General features: G+C 59.4%; 17 protein-coding genes. 7 read left to right on the top strand and 10 right to left on the bottom strand.

The window, feature by feature from the left end; genetic code table 11:
* A complete protein-coding gene (locus GRPL_RS01080) occupies nt 1-810 on the bottom strand; it encodes an ABC transporter substrate-binding protein (protein WP_032696582.1) in 810 nt (269 codons plus the stop codon).
* A 250-nt stretch (nt 811-1,060) separates the two neighbouring features.
* On the opposite strand from GRPL_RS01080, the gene GRPL_RS28130 reads away from it, so the two are divergent.
* Nucleotides 1,061-1,237, top strand: coding sequence for a hypothetical protein (locus GRPL_RS28130; protein ID WP_015585065.1), 177 nt, complete (start codon nt 1,061-1,063; stop codon nt 1,235-1,237).
* A gap of 106 nt (nt 1,238-1,343) precedes the next feature.
* On the opposite strand, the gene eutC is transcribed toward GRPL_RS28130, so the two are convergent.
* The 3 genes from eutC to eat are packed head-to-tail and all read right to left on the bottom strand — an operon-like array spanning nt 1,344 to nt 4,897.
* Nucleotides 1,344-2,123 (bottom strand): ethanolamine ammonia-lyase subunit EutC, encoded by a 780-nt coding sequence (eutC, locus tag GRPL_RS01090; protein WP_032700714.1) that lies wholly within the window; start codon nt 2,121-2,123, stop codon nt 1,344-1,346.
* Complete coding sequence (locus GRPL_RS01095; RefSeq protein ID WP_032689317.1) at nt 2,120-3,508, bottom strand: ethanolamine ammonia-lyase subunit EutB; 1,389 nt, start codon at nt 3,506-3,508, stop codon at nt 2,120-2,122. The genes eutC and GRPL_RS01095 overlap by 4 nt, the downstream gene beginning before the upstream one ends.
* Before the next feature lie 9 nt (nt 3,509-3,517).
* Nucleotides 3,518-4,897, bottom strand: a complete 1,380-nt coding sequence (gene eat / locus GRPL_RS01100; protein ID WP_032689316.1) for an ethanolamine permease — start codon at nt 4,895-4,897, stop codon at nt 3,518-3,520.
* 223 nt (nt 4,898-5,120) lie between these two features.
* On the opposite strand from eat, the gene mmuP reads away from it, so the two are divergent.
* Together mmuP and mmuM are read left to right on the top strand one after the other, a co-directional pair.
* Complete coding sequence (gene mmuP, locus GRPL_RS01105; RefSeq protein ID WP_032689315.1) at nt 5,121-6,527, top strand: S-methylmethionine permease; 1,407 nt, start codon at nt 5,121-5,123, stop codon at nt 6,525-6,527.
* Nucleotides 6,514-7,446 (top strand): homocysteine S-methyltransferase, encoded by a 933-nt coding sequence (mmuM, locus tag GRPL_RS01110; RefSeq protein WP_032696580.1) that lies wholly within the window; start codon nt 6,514-6,516, stop codon nt 7,444-7,446. The genes mmuP and mmuM overlap by 14 nt, the downstream gene beginning before the upstream one ends.
* Nucleotides 7,447-7,748: 302 nt before the next feature.
* Here the strand turns inward: mmuM and fbpC are convergent, their stop codons facing one another.
* The 6 genes from fbpC to GRPL_RS01140 form a co-directional block, all read right to left on the bottom strand.
* Nucleotides 7,749-8,795 (bottom strand): ferric ABC transporter ATP-binding protein, encoded by a 1,047-nt coding sequence (gene fbpC, locus GRPL_RS01115; RefSeq protein WP_032689313.1) that lies wholly within the window; start codon nt 8,793-8,795, stop codon nt 7,749-7,751.
* A gap of 11 nt (nt 8,796-8,806) precedes the next feature.
* Nucleotides 8,807-10,885 carry an ABC transporter permease gene (locus GRPL_RS01120; RefSeq protein ID WP_032696578.1) on the bottom strand — a complete coding sequence of 693 codons (2,079 nt, stop codon included), beginning with the start codon at nt 10,883-10,885 and terminating at the stop codon, nt 8,807-8,809.
* Between the two features lie 75 nt (nt 10,886-10,960).
* On the bottom strand, nt 10,961-11,992 hold the full coding sequence (locus tag GRPL_RS01125) for an ABC transporter substrate-binding protein (protein ID WP_032696577.1): 1,032 nt from the start codon (nt 11,990-11,992) through the stop codon (nt 10,961-10,963).
* On the bottom strand, nt 11,992-13,317 hold the full coding sequence (gene uhpC, locus GRPL_RS01130; protein WP_265597017.1) for an MFS transporter family glucose-6-phosphate receptor UhpC: 1,326 nt from the start codon (nt 13,315-13,317) through the stop codon (nt 11,992-11,994). The genes GRPL_RS01125 and uhpC overlap by 1 nt, the downstream gene beginning before the upstream one ends.
* A 254-nt stretch (nt 13,318-13,571) precedes the next feature.
* Nucleotides 13,572-15,113 carry an MASE1 domain-containing sensor histidine kinase gene (locus GRPL_RS01135; protein WP_032689309.1) on the bottom strand — a complete coding sequence of 514 codons (1,542 nt, stop codon included), beginning with the start codon at nt 15,111-15,113 and terminating at the stop codon, nt 13,572-13,574.
* Entirely contained in the window at nt 15,113-15,742 is a 630-nt protein-coding gene (locus tag GRPL_RS01140) for a response regulator transcription factor (protein WP_032696630.1), read from the bottom strand. Before GRPL_RS01140 ends, GRPL_RS01135 begins: the two co-directional genes overlap by 1 nt.
* A gap of 300 nt (nt 15,743-16,042) precedes the next feature.
* On the opposite strand from GRPL_RS01140, the gene tauA reads away from it, so the two are divergent.
* From tauA to tauD, 4 genes are read left to right on the top strand one after another with little or no spacing between them, the layout of a single operon-like run.
* Complete coding sequence (gene tauA, locus GRPL_RS01145) at nt 16,043-17,005, top strand: taurine ABC transporter substrate-binding protein (protein ID WP_032689308.1); 963 nt, start codon at nt 16,043-16,045, stop codon at nt 17,003-17,005.
* An 11-nt stretch (nt 17,006-17,016) separates the two neighbouring features.
* Entirely contained in the window at nt 17,017-17,784 is a 768-nt protein-coding gene (gene tauB, locus GRPL_RS01150) for a taurine ABC transporter ATP-binding subunit (protein ID WP_032689307.1), read from the top strand.
* A complete protein-coding gene (gene tauC / locus GRPL_RS01155; RefSeq protein WP_032689306.1) occupies nt 17,781-18,608 on the top strand; it encodes a taurine ABC transporter permease TauC in 828 nt (275 codons plus the stop codon). Before tauB ends, tauC begins: the two co-directional genes overlap by 4 nt.
* Complete coding sequence (gene tauD, locus GRPL_RS01160) at nt 18,605-19,456, top strand: taurine dioxygenase (RefSeq protein ID WP_032696575.1); 852 nt, start codon at nt 18,605-18,607, stop codon at nt 19,454-19,456. The genes tauC and tauD overlap by 4 nt, the downstream gene beginning before the upstream one ends.
* Nucleotides 19,457-19,499: the final 43 nt, after the last annotated feature.

Raw genomic sequence — 19,499 nt, 5'->3', positions numbered from 1 at the left:
TTATTTAGCTTCTATGGTAAACGCACGCGGCTGTGGAGTTTTGGTGGCAGGGCCAAACCAGACATCATAGATTTTGGCGGCCTGACCCGATTTTTCCAGCTTGACCAGCTCGTCATTGACCGCTTTCAGCAGCGCCGGTTCGCCTTTCTTGACGCCAACGCCGATCTCCTCTTTGCTCAGCAAATCGGGGATGATTTTAAAGTTAGCTTTGTCCGGCGCCTCTGCCAGCAGGCCAGCGAGAATGGTGCTGTCCTGGGTGATGGCCTGGACGTTGCCGTTACGCAGGGCGGTCAGCGCCAGCGGAATATCGTCATAGGAGAGCACGCGCGACTGCGGGAAACGCTGATGCAGCGCCTGTTCGCCGGTAGTGCCTTTGACCGCGCCGATCCGCGCTTTGCTGTAGCTGTCGAGCTGGTCCGCTGATTTTGCCGGGACGAGGAACTGCTGGCCGGTGACAAAATACGGTGTAGAAAAATCAATGACCTGTGCGCGTTCCGGGGTGATGGTGATATCGGCGACGATCAGGTCGGCCTTCCCGGATTGCAGCAGCGGAATCCGGTTGGCCGGGTTGGTGGCTACCAGCTCCAGTTTTACCCCAAGCGATTTTGCCAGCGCCTGGGCGAAATCGACATCATAACCCACCAGCTGGTGGGTTTTCGGGTCGACGGAACCAAACGGCGGGTTGGCGTCGAAGGTGGCGACTTTCACCACGCCGGCGGCTTTGATATCCGCCAGTTGGTCTGCCTGAGCCTGTGCGGTCAGCGCCAGAATGCCCAGCGCCAGCGCGATTTTCGTTTTTGCAATGCGCATGATTATTTCCCCTGAATCCCTGTTTTTGTTTTGTGCTTATCACGCTCCCACAAACCGACCGTCTCCGGCAAAGAAGAAAAAGTTCTTATCTATATCAAAAAAGAACTTAGAGAATGCATGGGTATTCCCCGACGTGACCGGCGGGGCGATATGCGCCTTCCGGGATTGAAAACCCGGAATTGATATTTCCAGGCTTGCGCCATCTGTGGTTGAAATACGGTCAGGCAAATCGCTTCCCGACGGAGGAAAAATGAAAGTAGCACTATGGCAACGATTAACGCGCTGGCTGGCTTTTTTATCTAACGGTGAAGCCGGGCAGCAGGATACCCAACGAATGATGGAGGCAATATTGCCAGTCGCCAGCCTTTACGGCGTGGATATCGGCAATGTTGAAACACGGTGGTTCCGTCATGATAAGACATACTGAGCGACGCTGGACGCGTGAAGCCTACTGGAACGAGGTGTGCTTTGTGTAGCGCGAGGCTGCTGGAGGTTGCGGCGAGCGGGATGCCATGCCGCAGCCTCCAGCGGCTTTAAATCTGTTGCATCCCCAGCGGTTTTACCCTGCCATGCAGCGCCGGGTTATCGCTCTCATCCTTAAGACGTACGCCGGTCAGACGACGTAAAAAAGCCTGCTCCAGCAGCCACGCCAGCTTAAAGGCGGCGGCATCATAGCTCAGCCCGTCCGGGCGAATATTCGAAATACAGTTACGCTCCGACTCCAGCCGTTGACGATGCGGTTGCCAGGTCAGATAGACGCCAAGGCTATCCGGTGAAGAGAGCCCGGGCCGCTCGCCGATTAATATCGCCACCGCCCTGGCCTTCAGCGTTTCGCCAATATCATCCCCTAACGCCACTCGGGACTGATGGGCAAGCACGACCGGCGCAAGTCTGATGCCCAGCGTGTGCAGATAGGGCAGCAGCGCGCGAATCAGCGGCAGAGCCTGACGATGCACGGCATACGAGGAGAGCCCGTCGCCAATCACCAGCAGCAGATCCGCCGGCCGCACGCCGCTGGCGGCGAGATCGGCGCGGCTGGCCTCATCCAGTCGGCGCCCGAGATCCGGACGGTTAAGGTAAATATGCCGATCGCCGGCGGCGCTGTGGACCGTGAGCGAGGAGAGCCCCATTGCCGCCAGCTCCGGTTCCAGCTGTTCGCTGTCAAACGGCCGGTGAATCGCGTCCCGGGCTCTGGCATGAGCCAGACCAAAGTTGAGCACTTCGCGCGTGGGCAGGCTGGCGCCGCTGCGCCCCAGCGCAATGCGCGCATCGGTAAATTCACGCAGCGGGTTCCAGGCGTCGGGGGGATTCATACCGGTTCTCCTTGCGGCAGGACGGACAGCAGCGGATGGCGGGCATCGGTCAGACGCAGGGTGCCATCCGGATCGATAATGCGCATTTTTGTCAGCCAGGCGGCAAACTCCGGGGCGTGTTTCAGGCCAAGCAGACGACGGGCGTACAGCGCATCGTGAAAGGAGGTGCTCTGATAGTTGAGCATAATATCGTCCGCGCCCGGCACGCCGATTAAGAAAGTCAGTCCGGCGGTACACAGCAGGGTCAGCAGCGTATCCATATCATCCTGATCCGCTTCGGCGTGGTTGGTGTAGCAGACGTCGCAGCCGATCGGCAGCCCCATCAGCTTGCCGCAGAAGTGATCCTCCAGACCGGCGCGGATGATCTGCTTACCGTCGTAGAGATACTCCGGGCCGATAAAACCGACCACCGTATTGACCAGCAGCGGATCAAAATGGCGGGCAACGGCATAGGCGCGCGCTTCGCAGGTCTGCTGATCGACGCCGTGATGGGCGTTGGCGGAAAGCGCGCTGCCCTGGCCGGTCTCGAAATACATCACGTTGTTGCCGAGGGTGCCGCGATTAAGGCTTAGCGCCGCCTCACGCGCTTCCTGCAGTAAGGCCAGATTAATACCAAAACCGCTGTTGGCCGCCTCGGTCCCTGCCACCGACTGGAACACCAGATCGACCGGCGCGCCGCGCTCAATCAGCTGCAGGGTGTTGGTGACGTGGGTCAGAATGCAGGACTGGGTGGGGATGGCGAAGCGCTGAATAATATCGTCGAGCATATGGTTGAGCTGCGCCAGCACCGGCAGACTGTCGCTTGCCGGGTTAATGCCGATCACCGCATCGCCCGCGCCGTACAGCAGGCCGTCAAGCATACTGGCAGCAATGCCCTTCATGTCATCCGTCGGGTGATTAGGCTGCAGGCGCACGCTAAGATGTCCCGGTAGCCCGATCGTATTGCGAAAACGAGTTATGACCTGGCACTTGCTGGCGGCGAGGATCAGATCCTGATTGCGCATCAGTTTGCTCACTGCCGCCGCCATTTCCGGCGTTATCGCCCGCGCGACTCGTTGTAGGGTGGCGGTATCGGTGGCGTCATCCAGCAGCCAGTCGCGAAAATCCCCGACCGTCAGGTGGCGAATAGCGGCGAATCCACCGCTATCGTGGGTGTCGATAATCAGCCGGGTGACCTCATCCTGTTCATAGGGGATGAGAGGATTGGCCAGAATTTCGCTCAGCGGGACATCCGCCAGCGCGATTTTTGCCGCCATACGCTCCTCGGCGCTATCGGCGATCACGCCCGCCAGCGCATCGCCGGATCGCGCCGGCGACGCTTTCGCCATCAGCGTTTTCAGACTATCAAAGCGCCAGACCTGGCCCGATAGCGTGGTTTTATACATGCCGCCTCCTCAGGAGACAATGCGCAGCTGTGGGTCCGCCGGCGCGCGTTCGCGGGAGGAGGCGGTTTTGCGAAACCACAGATAGCCTCCCAGCATCATCGCTGCGAAAATCAGCGCCAGCAGCGGGTTGTACCAGACCATCGCCACCAGACAGAGTACCGCCATCGCCAGGGCGAACGCCGGTGCCCACGGGTAGAGCGGCGCGCGGAACGGACGAATCAAATTTGGCTCGCTGCGGCGCAGCTTAAACAGCGCCGCCATCGAGGTGATATACATAACAATAGCGCCAAATACCGACATTGTGACGATACAGGCGGTCAGCGGCATCCCGCTGATGGTAATCAGCGAGTCGGAGAAAATCGCGGCCACGCCAACTACGCCGCCGGCGAGGATCGCCAGATGCGGCGTGCGGGTTCGACGGTTGAGGGTGGCAAGACCGGCAGGGAGATAGCCCGCCCGCGCCAGCGAGTAGATCTGCCGGGAATAGCCCATGATGATGCCGTGAAACGAGGCCACCAGACCGAACAGACCCAGCCACACCAGCATATGCAGCCAGCCGCTGCTGGTGCCGACCACCATTTTCATCGCCTGCGGCAGCGGGTCGTTGATGTTGGCCAGAGTGCGCCAGTCGCCAACGCCGCCGGCAAACACCATCACGCCAATGGCCAGCACGGTGAGGGTCAGAATACCGCCGCCCAGCGCGCGTGGGATGGTACGCTGCGGATCTTTTGCCTCTTCGGCCGCCATCGATGCGCCTTCAATGGCCAGAAAGAACCAGATAGCAAAGGGGATCGCGGCAAACATGCCCGGCAGCGCCAGGCCGCTGAAACTCTCTGCGCCTGCCCAGCCGTTGGCGGTAAAGTGGCTCCATGAGAAGCCCGGCGCCACCACGCCCATAAACACCAGCAGTTCGAAAATCGCCAGCAGGGTGACGATCAGTTCGAAGGTGGCGGCAATGCCGACGCCGAGGATGTTCAGCGTCATAAAGATAACGTAGGCGCCGCAGGCGACCCATTTGGGGTCCAGCGCCGGGAACTGGACGTTAAGATAGGCGCCGATCGCCATGGCAATCGCCGGAGGGGCAAAGACAAACTCAATCAGGGTGGCGAAACCGGCAATAAAGCCACCGGTCGGACCGAATGCGCGGTAGGCGTAAGCGAATGGCCCGCCCGCATGCGGAATGGCGGTGGTCAGCTCGGTAAAGCTAAAGATAAAGGCGCAGTACATGGCGGCAATCGCCAGCGCCACAATCATAAAGCCCAGGGTCCCGGCCTGTGACCAGCCGTAGCTCCAGCCAAAATATTCACCGGAGATGACCAGCCCGACGGCGATCCCCCATAAACGGAAACTGCCGAGCGTTCTTTTTAATGTCGTGGTGTGCCCTGTCATATTCGCTGCCTCGCCAGATGAAGATACGCAGGACGCTGCAAAGAAGATGCCAGGACAGGGCTGGCGTCAGCGCTTCACCCGGCGGCACAGGATGAACAAAAATGGGGCAAGAGGCGGGGCAATCGCGCGACGGGATGGTGCAGCACGCTTTGCTTTTTCGCCATCGGCAGGGTATAACAGACCTTCTTTGGATGTTTAGATGTCCATACGTTTAGAAGGTAATATGCAAACAACACAACAACAAGGTGGGCAGTTAAAGCGCACCATGAAGACACGTCATCTGATTATGCTGTCGCTGGGTGGCGTCATTGGTACAGGGTTATTTTTTAATACCGGTTATATCATCTCCACCACCGGCGCCGCGGGTACGCTGCTGGCCTATCTGATCGGCGCGCTGGTGGTCTGGCTGGTGATGCAGTGTCTGGGCGAGCTGTCGGTGGCGATGCCGGAAACCGGCGCTTTTCACGTTTATGCCGCACGCTATCTCGGTCCGGCGACCGGTTATACCGTGGCGTGGCTCTACTGGCTGACCTGGACGGTGGCGCTGGGTTCAAGTTTTACCGCCGCCGGGTTTTGCATGCAGTACTGGTTTCCGCAGGTGCCGGTGTGGATCTGGTGCGTACTGTTTTGCGCGCTGATCTTTGGCCTTAACGTCATCTCCACACGCTTCTTCGCCGAAGGTGAATTCTGGTTTTCGCTGGTGAAAGTCGTCACCATCATTGCCTTTATTATTCTTGGCGGTGCCGCCATCTTTGGCTTTATTCCTATGCAGGATGGTTCACCGGCGCCGGGTCTGCACAACATCACCGCCGAAGGTTGGTTCCCCCACGGTGGATTGCCGATTCTGATGACCATGGTGGCGGTGAATTTCGCCTTCTCCGGTACTGAGCTTATCGGGATTGCCGCCGGTGAGACGCAAAATCCGCATCAGGTCATCCCGGTCGCTATCCGCACGACCATCGCGCGACTGATTATCTTTTTTATCGGCACCGTTTTTGTGCTGGCGGCGCTGATCCCGATGCAGCAGGCGGGGGTGGAAAAAAGCCCGTTTGTGCTGGTGTTCGAAAAGGTGGGGATCCCCTATGCGGCGGATATTTTTAACTTTGTGATCCTCACGGCCATTCTCTCGGCGGCGAACTCCGGGCTGTATGCTTCCGGGCGGATGCTGTGGTCGCTGTCGAATGAAAAGACGCTACCGGCCTGTTTTGCCAAAGTGAACAACAACGGCGTGCCGCTGATCGCCCTGTCGGTCAGTATGCTGGGCGGCGTACTGGCGCTGTTTTCCAGCGTGGTGGCGCCGGATACGGTCTTTGTCGCGCTGTCGGCTATCTCCGGCTTTGCGGTGGTGGCGGTCTGGCTAAGCATCTGCGCATCGCACTTTATGTTCCGTCGCCGCCACCTCCAGCAGGGGAAAGCGCTGAGCGAACTGCACTATCGCGCCCCGTGGTACCCGCTGGTGCCGGTGCTGGGCTTTATTTTGTGTCTGGTGGCCTGCGTTGGTCTTGCCTTTGACCCCAGCCAGAGAATTGCGCTGTGGTGCGGGATTCCGTTCGTCGCCCTGTGTTATGGTGCGTACTATCTGACTCGTTCACGGGCATTGACCCAGGAGCCTCAACATGTCGCAGAATAATCCGTTAACCACCATCCTGGACACCCGGCCCTTTATCTTGCTGGACGGCGCGATGGCGACGGAGCTGGAAGCGCGCGGCTGCAATCTCGCCGACAGCCTGTGGTCGGCAAAAGTGCTGGTCGACAACCCGGAACTTATCCGCGAAGTCCATCTGGATTACTTTCGCGCCGGCGCGCAGGTCGCTATTACCGCCAGCTATCAGGCTACCCCGGCGGGGTTTGCCGCCCGCGGGCTGGATGAAGCGCAGTCGAAGGCGCTGATCGGTAAAAGCGTTGAACTGGCGCGGAAGGCGCGGGAAGCCTATCTGGCGGAGAACCCGCAGGCGGGCACGCTGCTGGTTGCCGGTTCGGTCGGGCCGTACGGCGCGTTCCTGGCGGATGGTTCGGAGTATCGTGGCGATTATGTCCGGAGCCGCGAAGAGTTTCAGGCGTTCCACCGCCCGCGGGTGGAAGCGCTGCTCGACGCCGGGGCCGATCTGCTGGCCTGCGAAACCATGCCCAACTTTACCGAGATTAAGGCGCTGGTGGAGCTGTTGAGTACCTATCCTCGTGCGCGGGCGTGGTTCTCGTTTACCCTGCGCGATGCGCAGCATCTCAGCGACGGAACCCCGCTGCGGGAAGTGATTTCCATACTGGCGAACTACCCGCAGATTGTGGCGCTGGGAATTAACTGTATCGCGCTGGAAGACACCACCGCCGCGCTGGAGCATCTGCATAGCCTGACGGCGCTGCCGCTGGTGGTTTACCCTAACTCCGGTGAGCATTATGACCCGGTGACCAAAACCTGGCATCACCATGGTGAAGCCTGCGCCACCCTGGCGGGTTACTTGCCGCAGTGGCAGGCCGCAGGGGCGAAGCTGATTGGCGGCTGCTGCCGGACGACGCCGAAGGATATTGCGGAGTTGAACGCGCAGCGCTGAGTGGCTGCCGGGTGGCGCTGCGCTTACCCGGCCTACAAGGTATCCGACCTCCAGGTGCGGGGGCGCTGCGCTTACCCGACCTGCAAGCTACACGAACCGTAGGCAGGGTAAGGCGCAAGCCGCCACCCGGCATCAGTTACGCCGCATCGGCCAGCACAAGCATCCGCTACGTGTGGATTTCAAGGTTATCGGGTTGCAAAACCTTAGGCCGGGGGCGCTGTGCTTACCCAGCCTGCAAGGTACACGAGCCGTAGTACACGAACCGTAGGCCGGGTAAGGCGTAAGCCGCCACCCGGCGTCAGTTACGCCGCATCGGCTAATACAAACATCCCGTATGGGTGGATTTCGAGGTAATACTGCTCGCCGACATCCGGCTGCAGCCGCGTCGCATTCACCTGCAGCAAGATTTCCTGCCCGTGCCACTCCACCGTCACCTCATACTGCGGTCCCATATAGGCCACGTGGCGGATGGTACAGCGCTGGCTCTCCTCGCCGCGATCGCTCAGGGTAATCGCCTCCGGACGTACGCCGACGCTGCCTTCGCCCTCGGCGGCGAAATGCAGCGGTCTCGGCAGCCGATAGCCATAAATATCGACAAAATCCTCGCTGAAGGCGGCCGGGAACAGGTTGGCGTCGCCCATAAAGCTCGCCATAAAGCGCGACGCGGGCTGGCGGTAAAGATCCTGTGGCGAGCCGATCTGCATGATATGGCCCTTGTTCATCACCAGCACGGTATCGGAAACCGCAAAGGCTTCGCTCTGATCGTGGGTCACGTACAGCGAGGTGATATCAAACTGCTTTTGCAGCTCGCGGATCTTATCGCGCATGCTGCGCCTGAGGTTGGCGTCGAGGTTGCTCAGCGGTTCGTCAAACAGCAGCACCTTCGGCTTGAGGATCAGGGCGCGCGCCAGCGCCACGCGCTGCTGCTGACCGCCGGAGATCTGATCGACATAGCGGTCTTCAAATCCTTCCAGATCCACCATCGCCAGCGCCTCTTTCACCCGCGCTTTCACGTCGCTGCGCGACACGCCAAGCATCTTCAGACCGTAGCCGACGTTATCCCCCAGCGACATGTGCGGAAACAGGGCGTAAGACTGAAACACCATGCAGATGTCGCGCTGCTGAATCGAGCGATGGGTAACGTCCTCGCCATCAATGAAAATCTGCCCTGCGCTCGGTTTTTCCAGCCCGGCCACCAGGCGCAGAATGGTCGTTTTGCCGCAGCCGGAAGGGCCGAGCAGCGTCACCATTTGCCCCTGCGGAATGGTGAGATTGATATTGTCGATAACCCTGTTGCTGCCGAATTGCTTGGTGACATTGCGCAGCTCAACAAAATTTTTCTGACTCATAGTGCGCTCCATTATGCCTGGTTTTTGGCTTTTGACCGGGAGATACGCGCTTCCCCGATCAGCCAGTCAAAGATGAAAATAATCGCCAGCATCACTACGATCAGAATCGATCCGTAGGCGATCGCCACGCCGTATTCGCCGTCTTCCACCCGGTTAAGGATATAGGCGGTCGCGACGCGGGTGTCCGGGGTCACGAGGAACACAATGGCGCTGACGGTGGTAATGGCGCGCACAAAGCTGTAGATCAGCGCCGAGAGGATCGCCGGGCGCAGCAGCGGCAGCAGAATATGCGTAATGGTGCGTAGGCTTCCGGCGCGCAGGCTGAGCGAGGCTTCATCCAGCGATTTGTCGATCTGGCCTAAACCGGCAATGCCTGCCCGAATGCCAACCGGCACGTTACGCATCACCATCGACATAATCACAATCGCCGCCGTTCCGGTGAGGTACACCGGCGCGCTGTTAAAGGCGAGAATATAGGAGACGCCCGCCACGGTGCCCGGCACCGCGAAGCACAGCATGGTGGTGAACTCGATGGTCTTTTTACCTTTAAACTGCTGGCGCACCACAACCCAGGCGATCAGCAGGCCGAAAGCGGCGGTAATCGGCGCGGCGATCCCGGCGTACAGCAGGGTGTCGAGCAGTGAAGGCCACGCCCCGTCGCTCATTCCCTGGCCGAACAACTTGATAAAATTATCCAGCGTCAGGGTGTAGTCCACGCCCCAGTTGACGGTAAAGCTGCCGTAGAAAATGCTGCCGTAGAGCAGGGCGTTGAAGGCTACCCACACCGCCAGAATGGCGATCACGCTCCACACCAGGGTCACCGGCAGCGGCTGCACGTCGCCGCGATAGGACTTACCGGAGACCGTGACGTAGGAGCGCTTGCCGATCCACATATACTGAATACAGAACACCAGCAGGGAGAACAGCAGCAGGAACGCGCCCAGCGTACTCGCCGCCTGATAATCGAGCTGCGAACCGGTGATGTAGAAGTAGATCTGCGTTGCCAGCACGTCGAAGTTGCCGCCGAGCACCAGCGGGTTGCTGAAGTCGGCCAGCGACTGGACGATGACGATTAAAAACGCGTTCGCCAGCGCCGGTTTCAGCAGCGGGACGAAGACGCCGTTAAAGGTCTGCCAGCGGCTGGCGCGCAGGGTGTACGACGCCTCCTCCAGCGACGGATGGATAGTCTTAATCGCCCCGTCGAGGATCATAAACGCCATGGGAGTGAAGGCCAGCACCTGCGCCAGCCAGATGCCGGTAAACCCGTACAGCCAGTTGGTGTTGGTTAAGCCGAACCACTCCACCATAAACTCGGTGACATAGCCGGAACGGCCCATCATCAGGGTTACGCCGAGGCCGACGACGAACGGCGGGGTGACGATGGGCAGAATCGAGAAGATACGACCAATAACGGCGCTGCGCCTGGCGATGCGGGTGGTGTAAATCGCCAGTACCAGACCGAAGAAAGTGCAGCCGATGCCTACCGCAATCGACAGGGCGATGGAGTTGAGGATCACCTGGACAATATGCGCCTGCGACAGCACGGTCATAAACGCCAGCGGGGCAAACTCGCCGGCGTCGTTGGTGAACATCGGGATGAAAATAGCGATGCTCGGCCAGACGATAAAGACGCCAATTAACGCCACGATGGTGACCAGCGAACCAATCACAAAGCGGTCGCCGCCCAGCCATTCAAGGCGGGTGAGCGCCAGCGTCATGATGGCGCCCAGCGCGGCAAACAGCACGATGGTGGCGTAGCCTAACCCACGACCTTCAACGGTGGCGCTGATTACGATAAACGCCATGCATAATAACGCCCAGCCCGCGTCGAGGTAGTGGCGGCTGCGCTGCTCCCGCGCGGCTTCCTGCCAGGGACGAATCAGCAGCAGGCTCGGCAACAGATACCAGAGCCAGCTGATATTGAACTGTGACCAGCCGTAGGCCGCGAGGATTTCATCGCTCGTGGACTCCAGCAGACCGTAATCCAGGCTCCAGCTCGGCAGCAGGGCGAACGCCAGCCAGCCGAATAAAACCCAAAGGAATATCGCATCCCGTTTTTTCACGGGATGGAGTGCAAGTGTGTGTGACATAGCGGTTCCGGTGTTGAGGAAGTTGAAGGCCGGGTCAGGCGAAGCCGCCGCCCGGCATTAACCGCAAGAGTGGGCTTATTTGCCCATCTTCACTTCGCTGACCCATTTATTGATCAGCGCTTTACGCACGTCCGTTGAGCCGTATTTATCCATGTCGTAGTTGATGAGCTTCAGGTCGTCGAGCTTCAGCGAGTTCGGCGAGGTTTCGGCGGTGGTGTTGGTCAGGATCTGATAAGACTTGCCTTTTTTCCACGCCAGCTCCTGGGCCTCTTTCGACAGCACCCAGTCGACAAACAGTTTGGCGTTGTCGAGGTTGCGCGCGCCCTTCAGAATGCTGACGCCGCCAATTTCATAGCCGGTGCCTTCGCAAGGCGAGATCAGCTCCAGCGGTGCGCCCTGTTCTTTTTCCAGCGAGTAGTCGTGCAGGAAGCCGATGCCAATGGCCGTTTCACCGCGGGCGGCGTTACGCGCCGGGGCGATACCGGATTTGGTGTACTGAGAGACGTTGGCGTTGAGCTGTTTCAGGTAATCAAAGGCCTGATCTTCTCCCCACAGCTGGGCGAAGGTCGCCAGCGCGGTATAGGCGGTGCCGGAGCTTTGCGGGTCGGCGATCTGGATTTCGCCTTTGTATTCCGGTTTGGTCAGATCCTTCCAGCATTTTGGCACCGGCAGATTTTTCTCTTTCAGGCGCTGGGTATTGACGCCGAAGCCGAGGATGCCGACGTACACCGCCGAAGAGTAGTTGCCTTTCAGCTTCGCCGGATCGCGGAACTGCTCCATCACCTGCGTAAGATTCGGCGACTTATAGGGTTGCAGCAGGCCCATTTCACCGGCCTGGGACTGCGGATCAAGGGTACCGCCGTACCAGACATCGGCCTGCGGGTTTTTCTTCTCGGCATCGACCTTCGCCAGCGTGCTGCCGGAACCGTTGCGAATAAACGAGGTTTTGACATCATATTTGTCGCCGAAGGCTTTGGTTTCGGCTTCACACATTTCGTTGGTGGCGCTGCAATAGACCACCAGTCGACCTTTGGCGTGCGCCGCGCCGCTTAGCGTCGCCAGCGCAATGCCGGAAGCAATCAGGGTAGTGACCAGAGTTTTTTTCATTATTTTATCCTTTGAGCAGCAGAGGTAGTCATGCTCGCCATCAGCAGCGGCATCAGTAATAAACCCATCAGTACCGCGGCGACCGAAAGCAAACTGAACATGCCCGGCCAGCCGTAGCGTTCAATGACCAGCGACAGAGGCCAGCCCGCCAGCGCTGCCCCCAGATAGGCGAACAGGCCGAGAAAACCCGTAATCGAACCCGCCGCCGCTTTGTGTCCGCACTCCACCGCGGCGAGGCCAATCAACATTTGCGGGCCAAAAACGAAGAAGCCCACCGTAAAGAAACAGACCGCCAGCAGCGCGTAGTGATGCACCGGGGCCAGCCAGAGGGCGGCGACGGAGACCATCAGTCCCAGCGTGAATAGCAAAATCATCGGCGCCCGCTGGCCGCTGAACAGCAGATCCGAGCCCCAACCGGCGAACAGCGCGCCAAGCAGTCCGCCCGCTTCAAACAACATGACCGTGGCATTGGCGCTGAGCAAATTGACGCCGTGGCTCTCCGTCAGCCAGATGTTGCCCCAGTCGTTGAGCGCAATGCGGATCAGGTAGACCAGCACGTAAGAGACGCCCAGCAGCCAGATCATTGAGTTCTGCAACATCGTGGTACGCAACATCTGCCATAGCCCCATCGGCGGGCTTTGCTGCTCCTGGCGCAGCTCCAGCGGATCCTGACGCCAGGCGCCAACTGACGGCAGTCCCTCTTCCTGAGGCGTCCCTTTCAGCTGCAGCGTTAAACAGATCCCCAACGCCATGCTGATAATCCCCGGTGTCAGCATCGCCGACTGCCAGCCCCACCAGTGGGCGGCAAAGGCGCTAATCAGAGGGATAATCGCCCCACCGATATTGATCGACATATTCCAGCACCCCCACCAGAAACCGCGTTCGTTGCGCGAATACCAGTGGGTCAGCAGGCGGGCGCAGGGGGGCCAGCCCCAGCCCTGGAAAAATCCGTTCAGCGACCAGACCGCCAGCAGCAGCGTCAGCGACTCGCCAAAGGCGAAGACCACGTTCAGCAGGCCGGTAGTGAACAGGCCAACGCCCATAAACCAGCGCTGCCCGTGGCAGTCGTGCCACAGCCCGGCGGTAAACTTCGACAGGCCATAGGTCAGGTAAAACAGCGACCCCAGCAGGCCGATATCGCCTTTATCCAGCCCCAGATCCGTTTGCAGCGCTGGCAGCACGTAGTTGACGCTTTTGCGCGTCAGGTAAAACGCGGCATAGCCGATCACCATGTACATCAGCAGCTGTGGACGCAGCGTCCGGTAATGTTGGTTGATGTCAGTTGCTGAGCGTGCGTACATAGCCGTCTCCGTTTTGCTGACTATATAACCGTCATACTTCAAGTTGCATGTGCGTTAGCTGCACTTACTCACCCCAGTCACTTACTTATGTAAGCTCCTGGGGATTAATGAGAGACTCCTGCCTCTCACCGGAGGCCAGCCTTCGGCTGGTCAAATTCGTTCCCGACGAATTTGTTGCTCACTTGCTACCTTCCTGCAACTCGAATTATTTAGGTTATAGAGAAGTGAACTTGAAAAGGGATGAGAGAAAGTCCGGAGTGGCTAAGACTTTTTCCTGGTTAGCAGGCCGTTTGTTGCAAATTTGTGGGCAGGTTAACAATTACCCACGTTCCGCGCTGCGATTCCAGCGTCAGCTCGCCGCCCAGGGCGCTGACCCGCTCGCGCATGCCCTGAATACCGAATCCGGTAATTTTGTCCGGGCTGATACCGATACCGTTATCCTTCACTTCCAGGCGCAGCCACTCACCCTGCTGAAACAGGGTAATGGCGACCTCGCTGGCATCGGCGTGTTTACAGACGTTATTGAGCAACTCCTGCAGCAACCGATAGAGGGTAAAACGCACCGTTTCGCTCGCCGGGGTGGCGGTAAGCTGATAGTCAAAATGGCAGCGGATACCGCGCTCGGCAAAGGCAAACTCATTGAGCAGATGGTGTAGCGCCTCTTTAAACGACAGTTCGTCCAGGGCCGGGGGGCGCAGCTGGCGCAGCAGCTGGCGGGTGGAGTGGTGAATACGCCGCGCGAGCTCGTTAATCTGGCTGGCGGCGGCCTGGGTTTGCGCCGGATCGCGCGCCCGTTTCACCAGCTGCGACTGGATCTGAATGGCGGTGATGTTCTGGCCGATTTCGTCGTGCAGTTCGCGCGCCAGGCTTTTGCGGGTGTCTTCTTCGGTGTGGATCAGCTTTTCGGTCAGCGCCCGTCGCGCCGCCAGCTCCGTTTCCAGCCGCTGGCGATAGTGATGCAGGTTTTGCGCCAGGTGCTGCTGGCGGCTGATGGCAATGCCCAGCCCGATGCCGAGCAGCGCCTGAGTCGCCAGAAAAATTTCCAGCTCCACCAGATTGCTGAATCCGACGCCAACCTGGCGGGCGATGGTGATCATCATGCTGCCCAGCAGGCCGGAGAGGACGCCGCCCTGCCAGCCGAACTTCCACGCCATGACCACGTTGGGCAGAAACACCATAATTAACAGCAGGCGCTCGATTTCCGGCGACAGCACCATCTGGGTGCCGATGCCGATAATAAAGAACAGGCTGCACCAGATGATTAACGAAGTGCGCAAGGGCGGATTGTTGGTATCCAGCCCCAGCAGGTGGTAGCGGTGCTGCTGGCGCAGGAATTCAAAAATCAGATAGACAAACGGCGTCAGCAGCACGCCGCCGGTAAACGAGGCCAGGCCGAGCATCATCGCCGGACTTTTGACAAACGACGAGAGCAGGGCAGTGTTGAGTAATGCGCTGGCGGTCACCGTGGCCAGCAGCAGCGTCAGCCGCTGCCAGTAGAGGGGAAAACGATGCCAGCACTGTTGGGCGAGAGCGGCAGGGAGCAGGCTAATCAACGGCGCGGCCAGCAGAATATAGCCGTTCAGCAGCTGTTCGCTGCGCAGCCAGAGCAGTATCAGCAGCGGGGGGATCACCAGCGCGGGCCAGTAGCGGCGCGAAAGCAGGATCAGCAGCGCCAGATAGACGCCGTGCGGCAGGAACAGTGCCGCCTGCTGGCCGTTATGGGTCAGATAAAAGCCGAGCGTCCACAGCATCAGCCAGCCGCTTCCCCAGGCCAGCACAATGAACAGCGAAATGACCCCGTGGCGAAGGCTGCGCGACATTAATGCCCTGCCAGCAGCTGGTGGTCGAGAGCGAAGTGCACCAGTTCGATCGTGCTTTGGCAGTGCAATTTGCCCAGCACGTTGGCGCGATGGACATGCACCGTTTTGTGGCTGAGATCGAGTTTGAAGGCAATTTCTTTTACGCTATCGCCTTTGACCAGTAAATCAAACACTTCACGTTCACGCGGGGTGAGTCCTTCCAGCACTCTCGCCGGTTGTTCCCCGCCGCGCAGCGCCCGCAGCGCATCGGCGCACAGGTAGTGTCCGCCCATGCCGACAGAGCGGACCGCCTGAACTAACTCTTCCGGGCCGCAGCGCTTGGTCAGATAGCCGCTGGCGCCTGCATCGAGCGCGCTCTGTACAAAAGTCGGGGTGTCATAAATGCTGAGAATAATGGCGCGAAACTGCGGTTTTTGCGTGCGCAGGCGCTTGAGCAGACTCAGCCCGTTTTCATCCGGCATAGCGATATCCATGACCGCCACGTTGACGTCGTCGCGTAATAACGCCGGCCAGGCTTCCGCCGCGCTGCTGAACTGGCCAACGATGTCGAGATCCTCTTCGAGACTGAGTAGCTGCGCAAAACCGGAACGCACCACCACATGGTCATCGACCAGCACTACACGAATCATGTTCATACTCTCTTAGCGAATCATGATTGTATGATGCCTGCCGCCGCTGCGCTGGCAATCACCGGGGTGCGGATATGTAACGAATGTAACGAAATCTTAATAATTTGCCGGGTGCTATAGACCGGATAAGGCGCTTGCGCCGTCATCCGGCTGGGAAGGCTATCCGTAATGAGTGAAATAGCTAACCATTGCCGTTTTTTTTCTAAAAACGCTTTGTTCTTAGCAAGAATTTTTAATTACTTCATCAAATGCATCGCGCCGGAAATACTGCACCCATAACAACAACGGGAAGCAGACACTATGGCACTATCATCGCGTATCACACTTATTACCGCACTGGCACTGGCGGCATTCCAGGCCCAGGCGGTCAACGTCACCGTGGCGTATCAGACTTCCGCAGAGCCGGCGAAAGTCGCCCAGGCGGACAACACCTTTGCCAAAGCGAGCGGCGCAACCGTTGACTGGCGAAAATTCGATAGTGGCTCGAGCATCGTGCGGGCGCTGGCTTCCGGCGATGTACAAATCGGCAACCTCGGTTCCAGTCCGCTGGCGGTTGCCGCCACGCAGCAGGTGCCGATTGAAGTGTTCCTGCTGGCGTCAAAGCTCGGAAACTCTGAAGCGCTGGTAGTGAAGAAGAGCATCAGCAAACCGCAGGACCTGATTGGTAAACGCATTGCGGTACCGTTTATCTCCACAACCCATTACAGCCTGCTGTCGGCGCTCAAACACTGGGGCATTAAGCCGGGACAGGTGCAGATTATCAACCTGCAGCCGCCGGCGATTATTGCCGCCTGGCAGCGCGGAGACATTGACGGCGCCTACGTCTGGGCTCCGGCGGTGAACGAACTGGAAAAAGAGGGCAAAGTGCTGACCGACTCATCTCAGGTGGGGGAGTGGGGCGCGCCGACGCTGGATGTCTGGGTGGTACGCAAAGATTTTGCCGAGAAACACCCTGAGATTGTGAAAGCCTTTGCCAAAAGCGCGATCGATGCCCAGCAACCGTACATTGCCAACCCGGATGCGTGGCTGAAGCAGGCGGATAATATCAGCAAGCTGTCGCGCCTGAGCGGCGTGCCGGATGCCGATGTTCCGGGGCTGGTAAAAGGCAATACCTATCTGACCGCCGCCCAGCAGGCTCAGGAGCTGAATGGTCCGGTGAATAAAGCGATCGTCGACACCGCCAGGTTCCTCAAAGAGCAGGGTAAAGTCCCGGCGGCCGGCACCGACTACAGCCAGTACGTAACCGACCGTTTTGTGAAGTAAAGGAGGCCACGATGCTGCAAATCTCGCATCTTTCCGCCGACTACGGCGGTAAACCGGCGCTGGCGGATATCAACCTGACGCTGGACAGCGGCGAACTGCTGGTGGTCCTGGGGCCCTCCGGCTGCGGTAAAACCACGCTGCTGAACCTGATTGCCGGATTCGTGCCTTATCAGCACGGCAGCATCACCCTCGAAGGCCAGCGGGTAGAAGGGCCGGGCGCCGAGCGCGGCGTCGTCTTTCAGCATGAAGGGCTGCTGCCCTGGCGCAACGTACAGGATAACGTCGCGCTGGGACTCCAGCTGGCGGGTGTGGATAAAGCCGCGCGCCGGGAAACCGCGGCGCGGATGCTGAAGAAAGTGGGACTCGAAGGGGCGGAAAAGCGCTTTATCTGGCAGCTCTCCGGCGGCCAGCGCCAGCGGGTCGGCATTGCCAGAGCGCTGGCGGCAAACCCGCAGCTACTGTTGCTGGATGAGCCGTTTGGCGCGCTGGATGCCTTCACCCGCGAGCAGATGCAAACCCTGCTGCTTAACCTGTGGCACGAGACCGGCAAGCAGGTACTGCTGATTACGCATGACATTGAAGAGGCCGTATTTATGGCCACCGAACTGGTGCTGCTATCGCCGGGGCCGGGCCGGGTGCTGGAGCGGCTGCCGCTGAATTTTGGTCGCCGTTTTATCGCCGGCGAGTCCTGCCGCAGCATTAAATCTGACCCGCAGTTTATCGCACAGCGTGAATATGTCCTGAGCCGGGTATTTGAACAACGGGAGGCCTTCTCATGAGCGTGGTGATTAATGACAAACCACAGCCGCGGACGCTGAAGTGGCGCTGGCCGCTCTCCCGCCAGCTGACGCTGAGTTTCGTCACGCTGGCGGTGCTGCTGGTTGTCTGGTGGGGCGTGACGGCCCTGCAGCTGATTAGCCCGCTGTTTCTTCCGCCGCCGCAGCAGGTATTACAGAAACTGATCGCCATTGCCGGGCCGCAGGGCTTTATGGATGCCACGCTCTGGCAACATCTGGCGGCGAGCCTGACGCGGATCGCGATCGCCCTGGTTGCGGCGACGATCCTTGGCGTGCCGGTCGGGATCGCCATGGGCCTGAGCCCAACGATCCGCGGGATTCTCGATCCGCTGATCGAACTGTATCGACCGGTGCCGCCGCTGGCCTGGTTGCCGCTGGTGATCATTTGGTTCGGCATTGGCGAAACGCCAAAAATATTGCTGATTTATCTCGCGATTTTTGCGCCAGTGGTGATGTCGACGCTGGCGGGAGTGAAAAGCGCCCAGCAGGTACGGATTCGCGCCGCGCAGGCATTGGGCGCCAGCCGGGCGCAGGTGCTGTGGCTGGTGATTTTGCCCGGCGCATTACCAGAAATTCTCACCGGCCTGCGTATCGGGCTCGGGGTGGGCTGGTCAACGCTGGTGGCCGCTGAACTGATTGCCGCCACCCGCGGATTAGGTTTTATGGTGCAGTCCGCCGGTGAGTTTCTCGCCACCGATGTGGTGCTGGCCGGCATCGCGGTGATTGCGATCATCGCCTTTTTACTGGAACTGGGGCTGCGCGCGTTGCAGCGGCGCCTGACGCCCTGGCATGGAGAAGTACAATGAGCGAACGTTTAAGCATTACCCCGCTGGGCCCCTATATTGGCGCGCAGGTTTCCGGCGTCGATATTACCCGCCCGCTGAGCGACAACCAGTTTGAGCAGCTGTATCACGCGGTGCTGCGACATCAGGTGGTGTTCCTGCGCGAGCAGAACATCACCCCCGAGCAGCAGCGGGATCTTGCCCTGCGCTTTGGCGACCTGCATATTCATCCGGTTTATCCCCATGCGCCGGGCGTTGATGAGATTATCGTTCTCGATACCCACGACGATAATCCGCCGGATAACGATAACTGGCACACCGATGTTACCTTTATTGCGACGCCGCCTGCCGGGGCGATCCTCGCGGCAAAAGAGCTGCCTTCAACCGGCGGCGATACTCTGTGGACCAGCGGCATTGCGGCGTATGAGGCGCTCTCTGAGCCTTTGCGCCAGCTGTTAAGCGGCCTGCGCGCGGAGCATGATTTCCGTAAATCGTTCCAGGAGTATAAATATCGCAAAAGCGAAGAGGAGCATCAGCGCTGGCTGGAGGCGGTCGCCAAAAATCCGCCGCTGCTGCACCCGGTGGTGCGTACCCATCCGGTGACCGGCAAACAGGCGCTGTTTGTCAATGAGGGGTTCACCACCCGCATTGTCGACGTGACGGAAAAAGAGAGCGAGGCGCTGCTCGGCTTCCTGTTCGCCCACGTCACGAAGCCGGAGTTTCAGGTACGCTGGCGCTGGCAGCCGAACGACGTGGCGATTTGGGATAACCGCGTCACCCAGCACTACGCCAACGCCGATTACCTGCCGCAGCGGCGCATTATGCATCGGGCGACGATTCTCGGGGATAAGCCCTATTATCGGGCAGGATAATCAACATTAGCTTGTAGCCCGGCTAAGACGCAGCGCGCCGCAA

The organism is Klebsiella planticola ATCC 33531 (assembly GCF_000735435.1).
GTDB classification, from domain to species: Bacteria; Pseudomonadota; Gammaproteobacteria; order Enterobacterales; family Enterobacteriaceae; genus Klebsiella; species Klebsiella planticola.
This window is presented reverse-complemented; position numbering and strand designations above follow the sequence as displayed.

Coding starts and splice junctions, on each gene's coding strand:
- tauA (WP_032689308.1), top strand. CDS start 16,043: ATGGCACTATCATCGCGTATCACACTTATTACCGCACTGGCACTGGCG.
- GRPL_RS01080 (WP_032696582.1), bottom strand. CDS start 810: ATGCGCATTGCAAAAACGAAAATCGCGCTGGCGCTGGGCATTCTGGCG.
- tauD (WP_032696575.1), top strand. CDS start 18,605: ATGAGCGAACGTTTAAGCATTACCCCGCTGGGCCCCTATATTGGCGCG.
- GRPL_RS01095 (WP_032689317.1), bottom strand. CDS start 3,508: ATGTATAAAACCACGCTATCGGGCCAGGTCTGGCGCTTTGATAGTCTG.
- eat (WP_032689316.1), bottom strand. CDS start 4,897: ATGACAGGGCACACCACGACATTAAAAAGAACGCTCGGCAGTTTCCGT.
- tauC (WP_032689306.1), top strand. CDS start 17,781: ATGAGCGTGGTGATTAATGACAAACCACAGCCGCGGACGCTGAAGTGG.
- eutC (WP_032700714.1), bottom strand. CDS start 2,123: ATGAATCCCCCCGACGCCTGGAACCCGCTGCGTGAATTTACCGATGCG.
- GRPL_RS28130 (WP_015585065.1), top strand. CDS start 1,061: ATGAAAGTAGCACTATGGCAACGATTAACGCGCTGGCTGGCTTTTTTA.
- GRPL_RS01140 (WP_032696630.1), bottom strand. CDS start 15,742: ATGATTCGTGTAGTGCTGGTCGATGACCATGTGGTGGTGCGTTCCGGT.
- GRPL_RS01125 (WP_032696577.1), bottom strand. CDS start 11,992: ATGAAAAAAACTCTGGTCACTACCCTGATTGCTTCCGGCATTGCGCTG.
- fbpC (WP_032689313.1), bottom strand. CDS start 8,795: ATGAGTCAGAAAAATTTTGTTGAGCTGCGCAATGTCACCAAGCAATTC.
- GRPL_RS01135 (WP_032689309.1), bottom strand. CDS start 15,113: ATGTCGCGCAGCCTTCGCCACGGGGTCATTTCGCTGTTCATTGTGCTG.
- tauB (WP_032689307.1), top strand. CDS start 17,017: ATGCTGCAAATCTCGCATCTTTCCGCCGACTACGGCGGTAAACCGGCG.
- mmuM (WP_032696580.1), top strand. CDS start 6,514: ATGTCGCAGAATAATCCGTTAACCACCATCCTGGACACCCGGCCCTTT.
- mmuP (WP_032689315.1), top strand. CDS start 5,121: ATGCAAACAACACAACAACAAGGTGGGCAGTTAAAGCGCACCATGAAG.
- GRPL_RS01120 (WP_032696578.1), bottom strand. CDS start 10,885: ATGTCACACACACTTGCACTCCATCCCGTGAAAAAACGGGATGCGATA.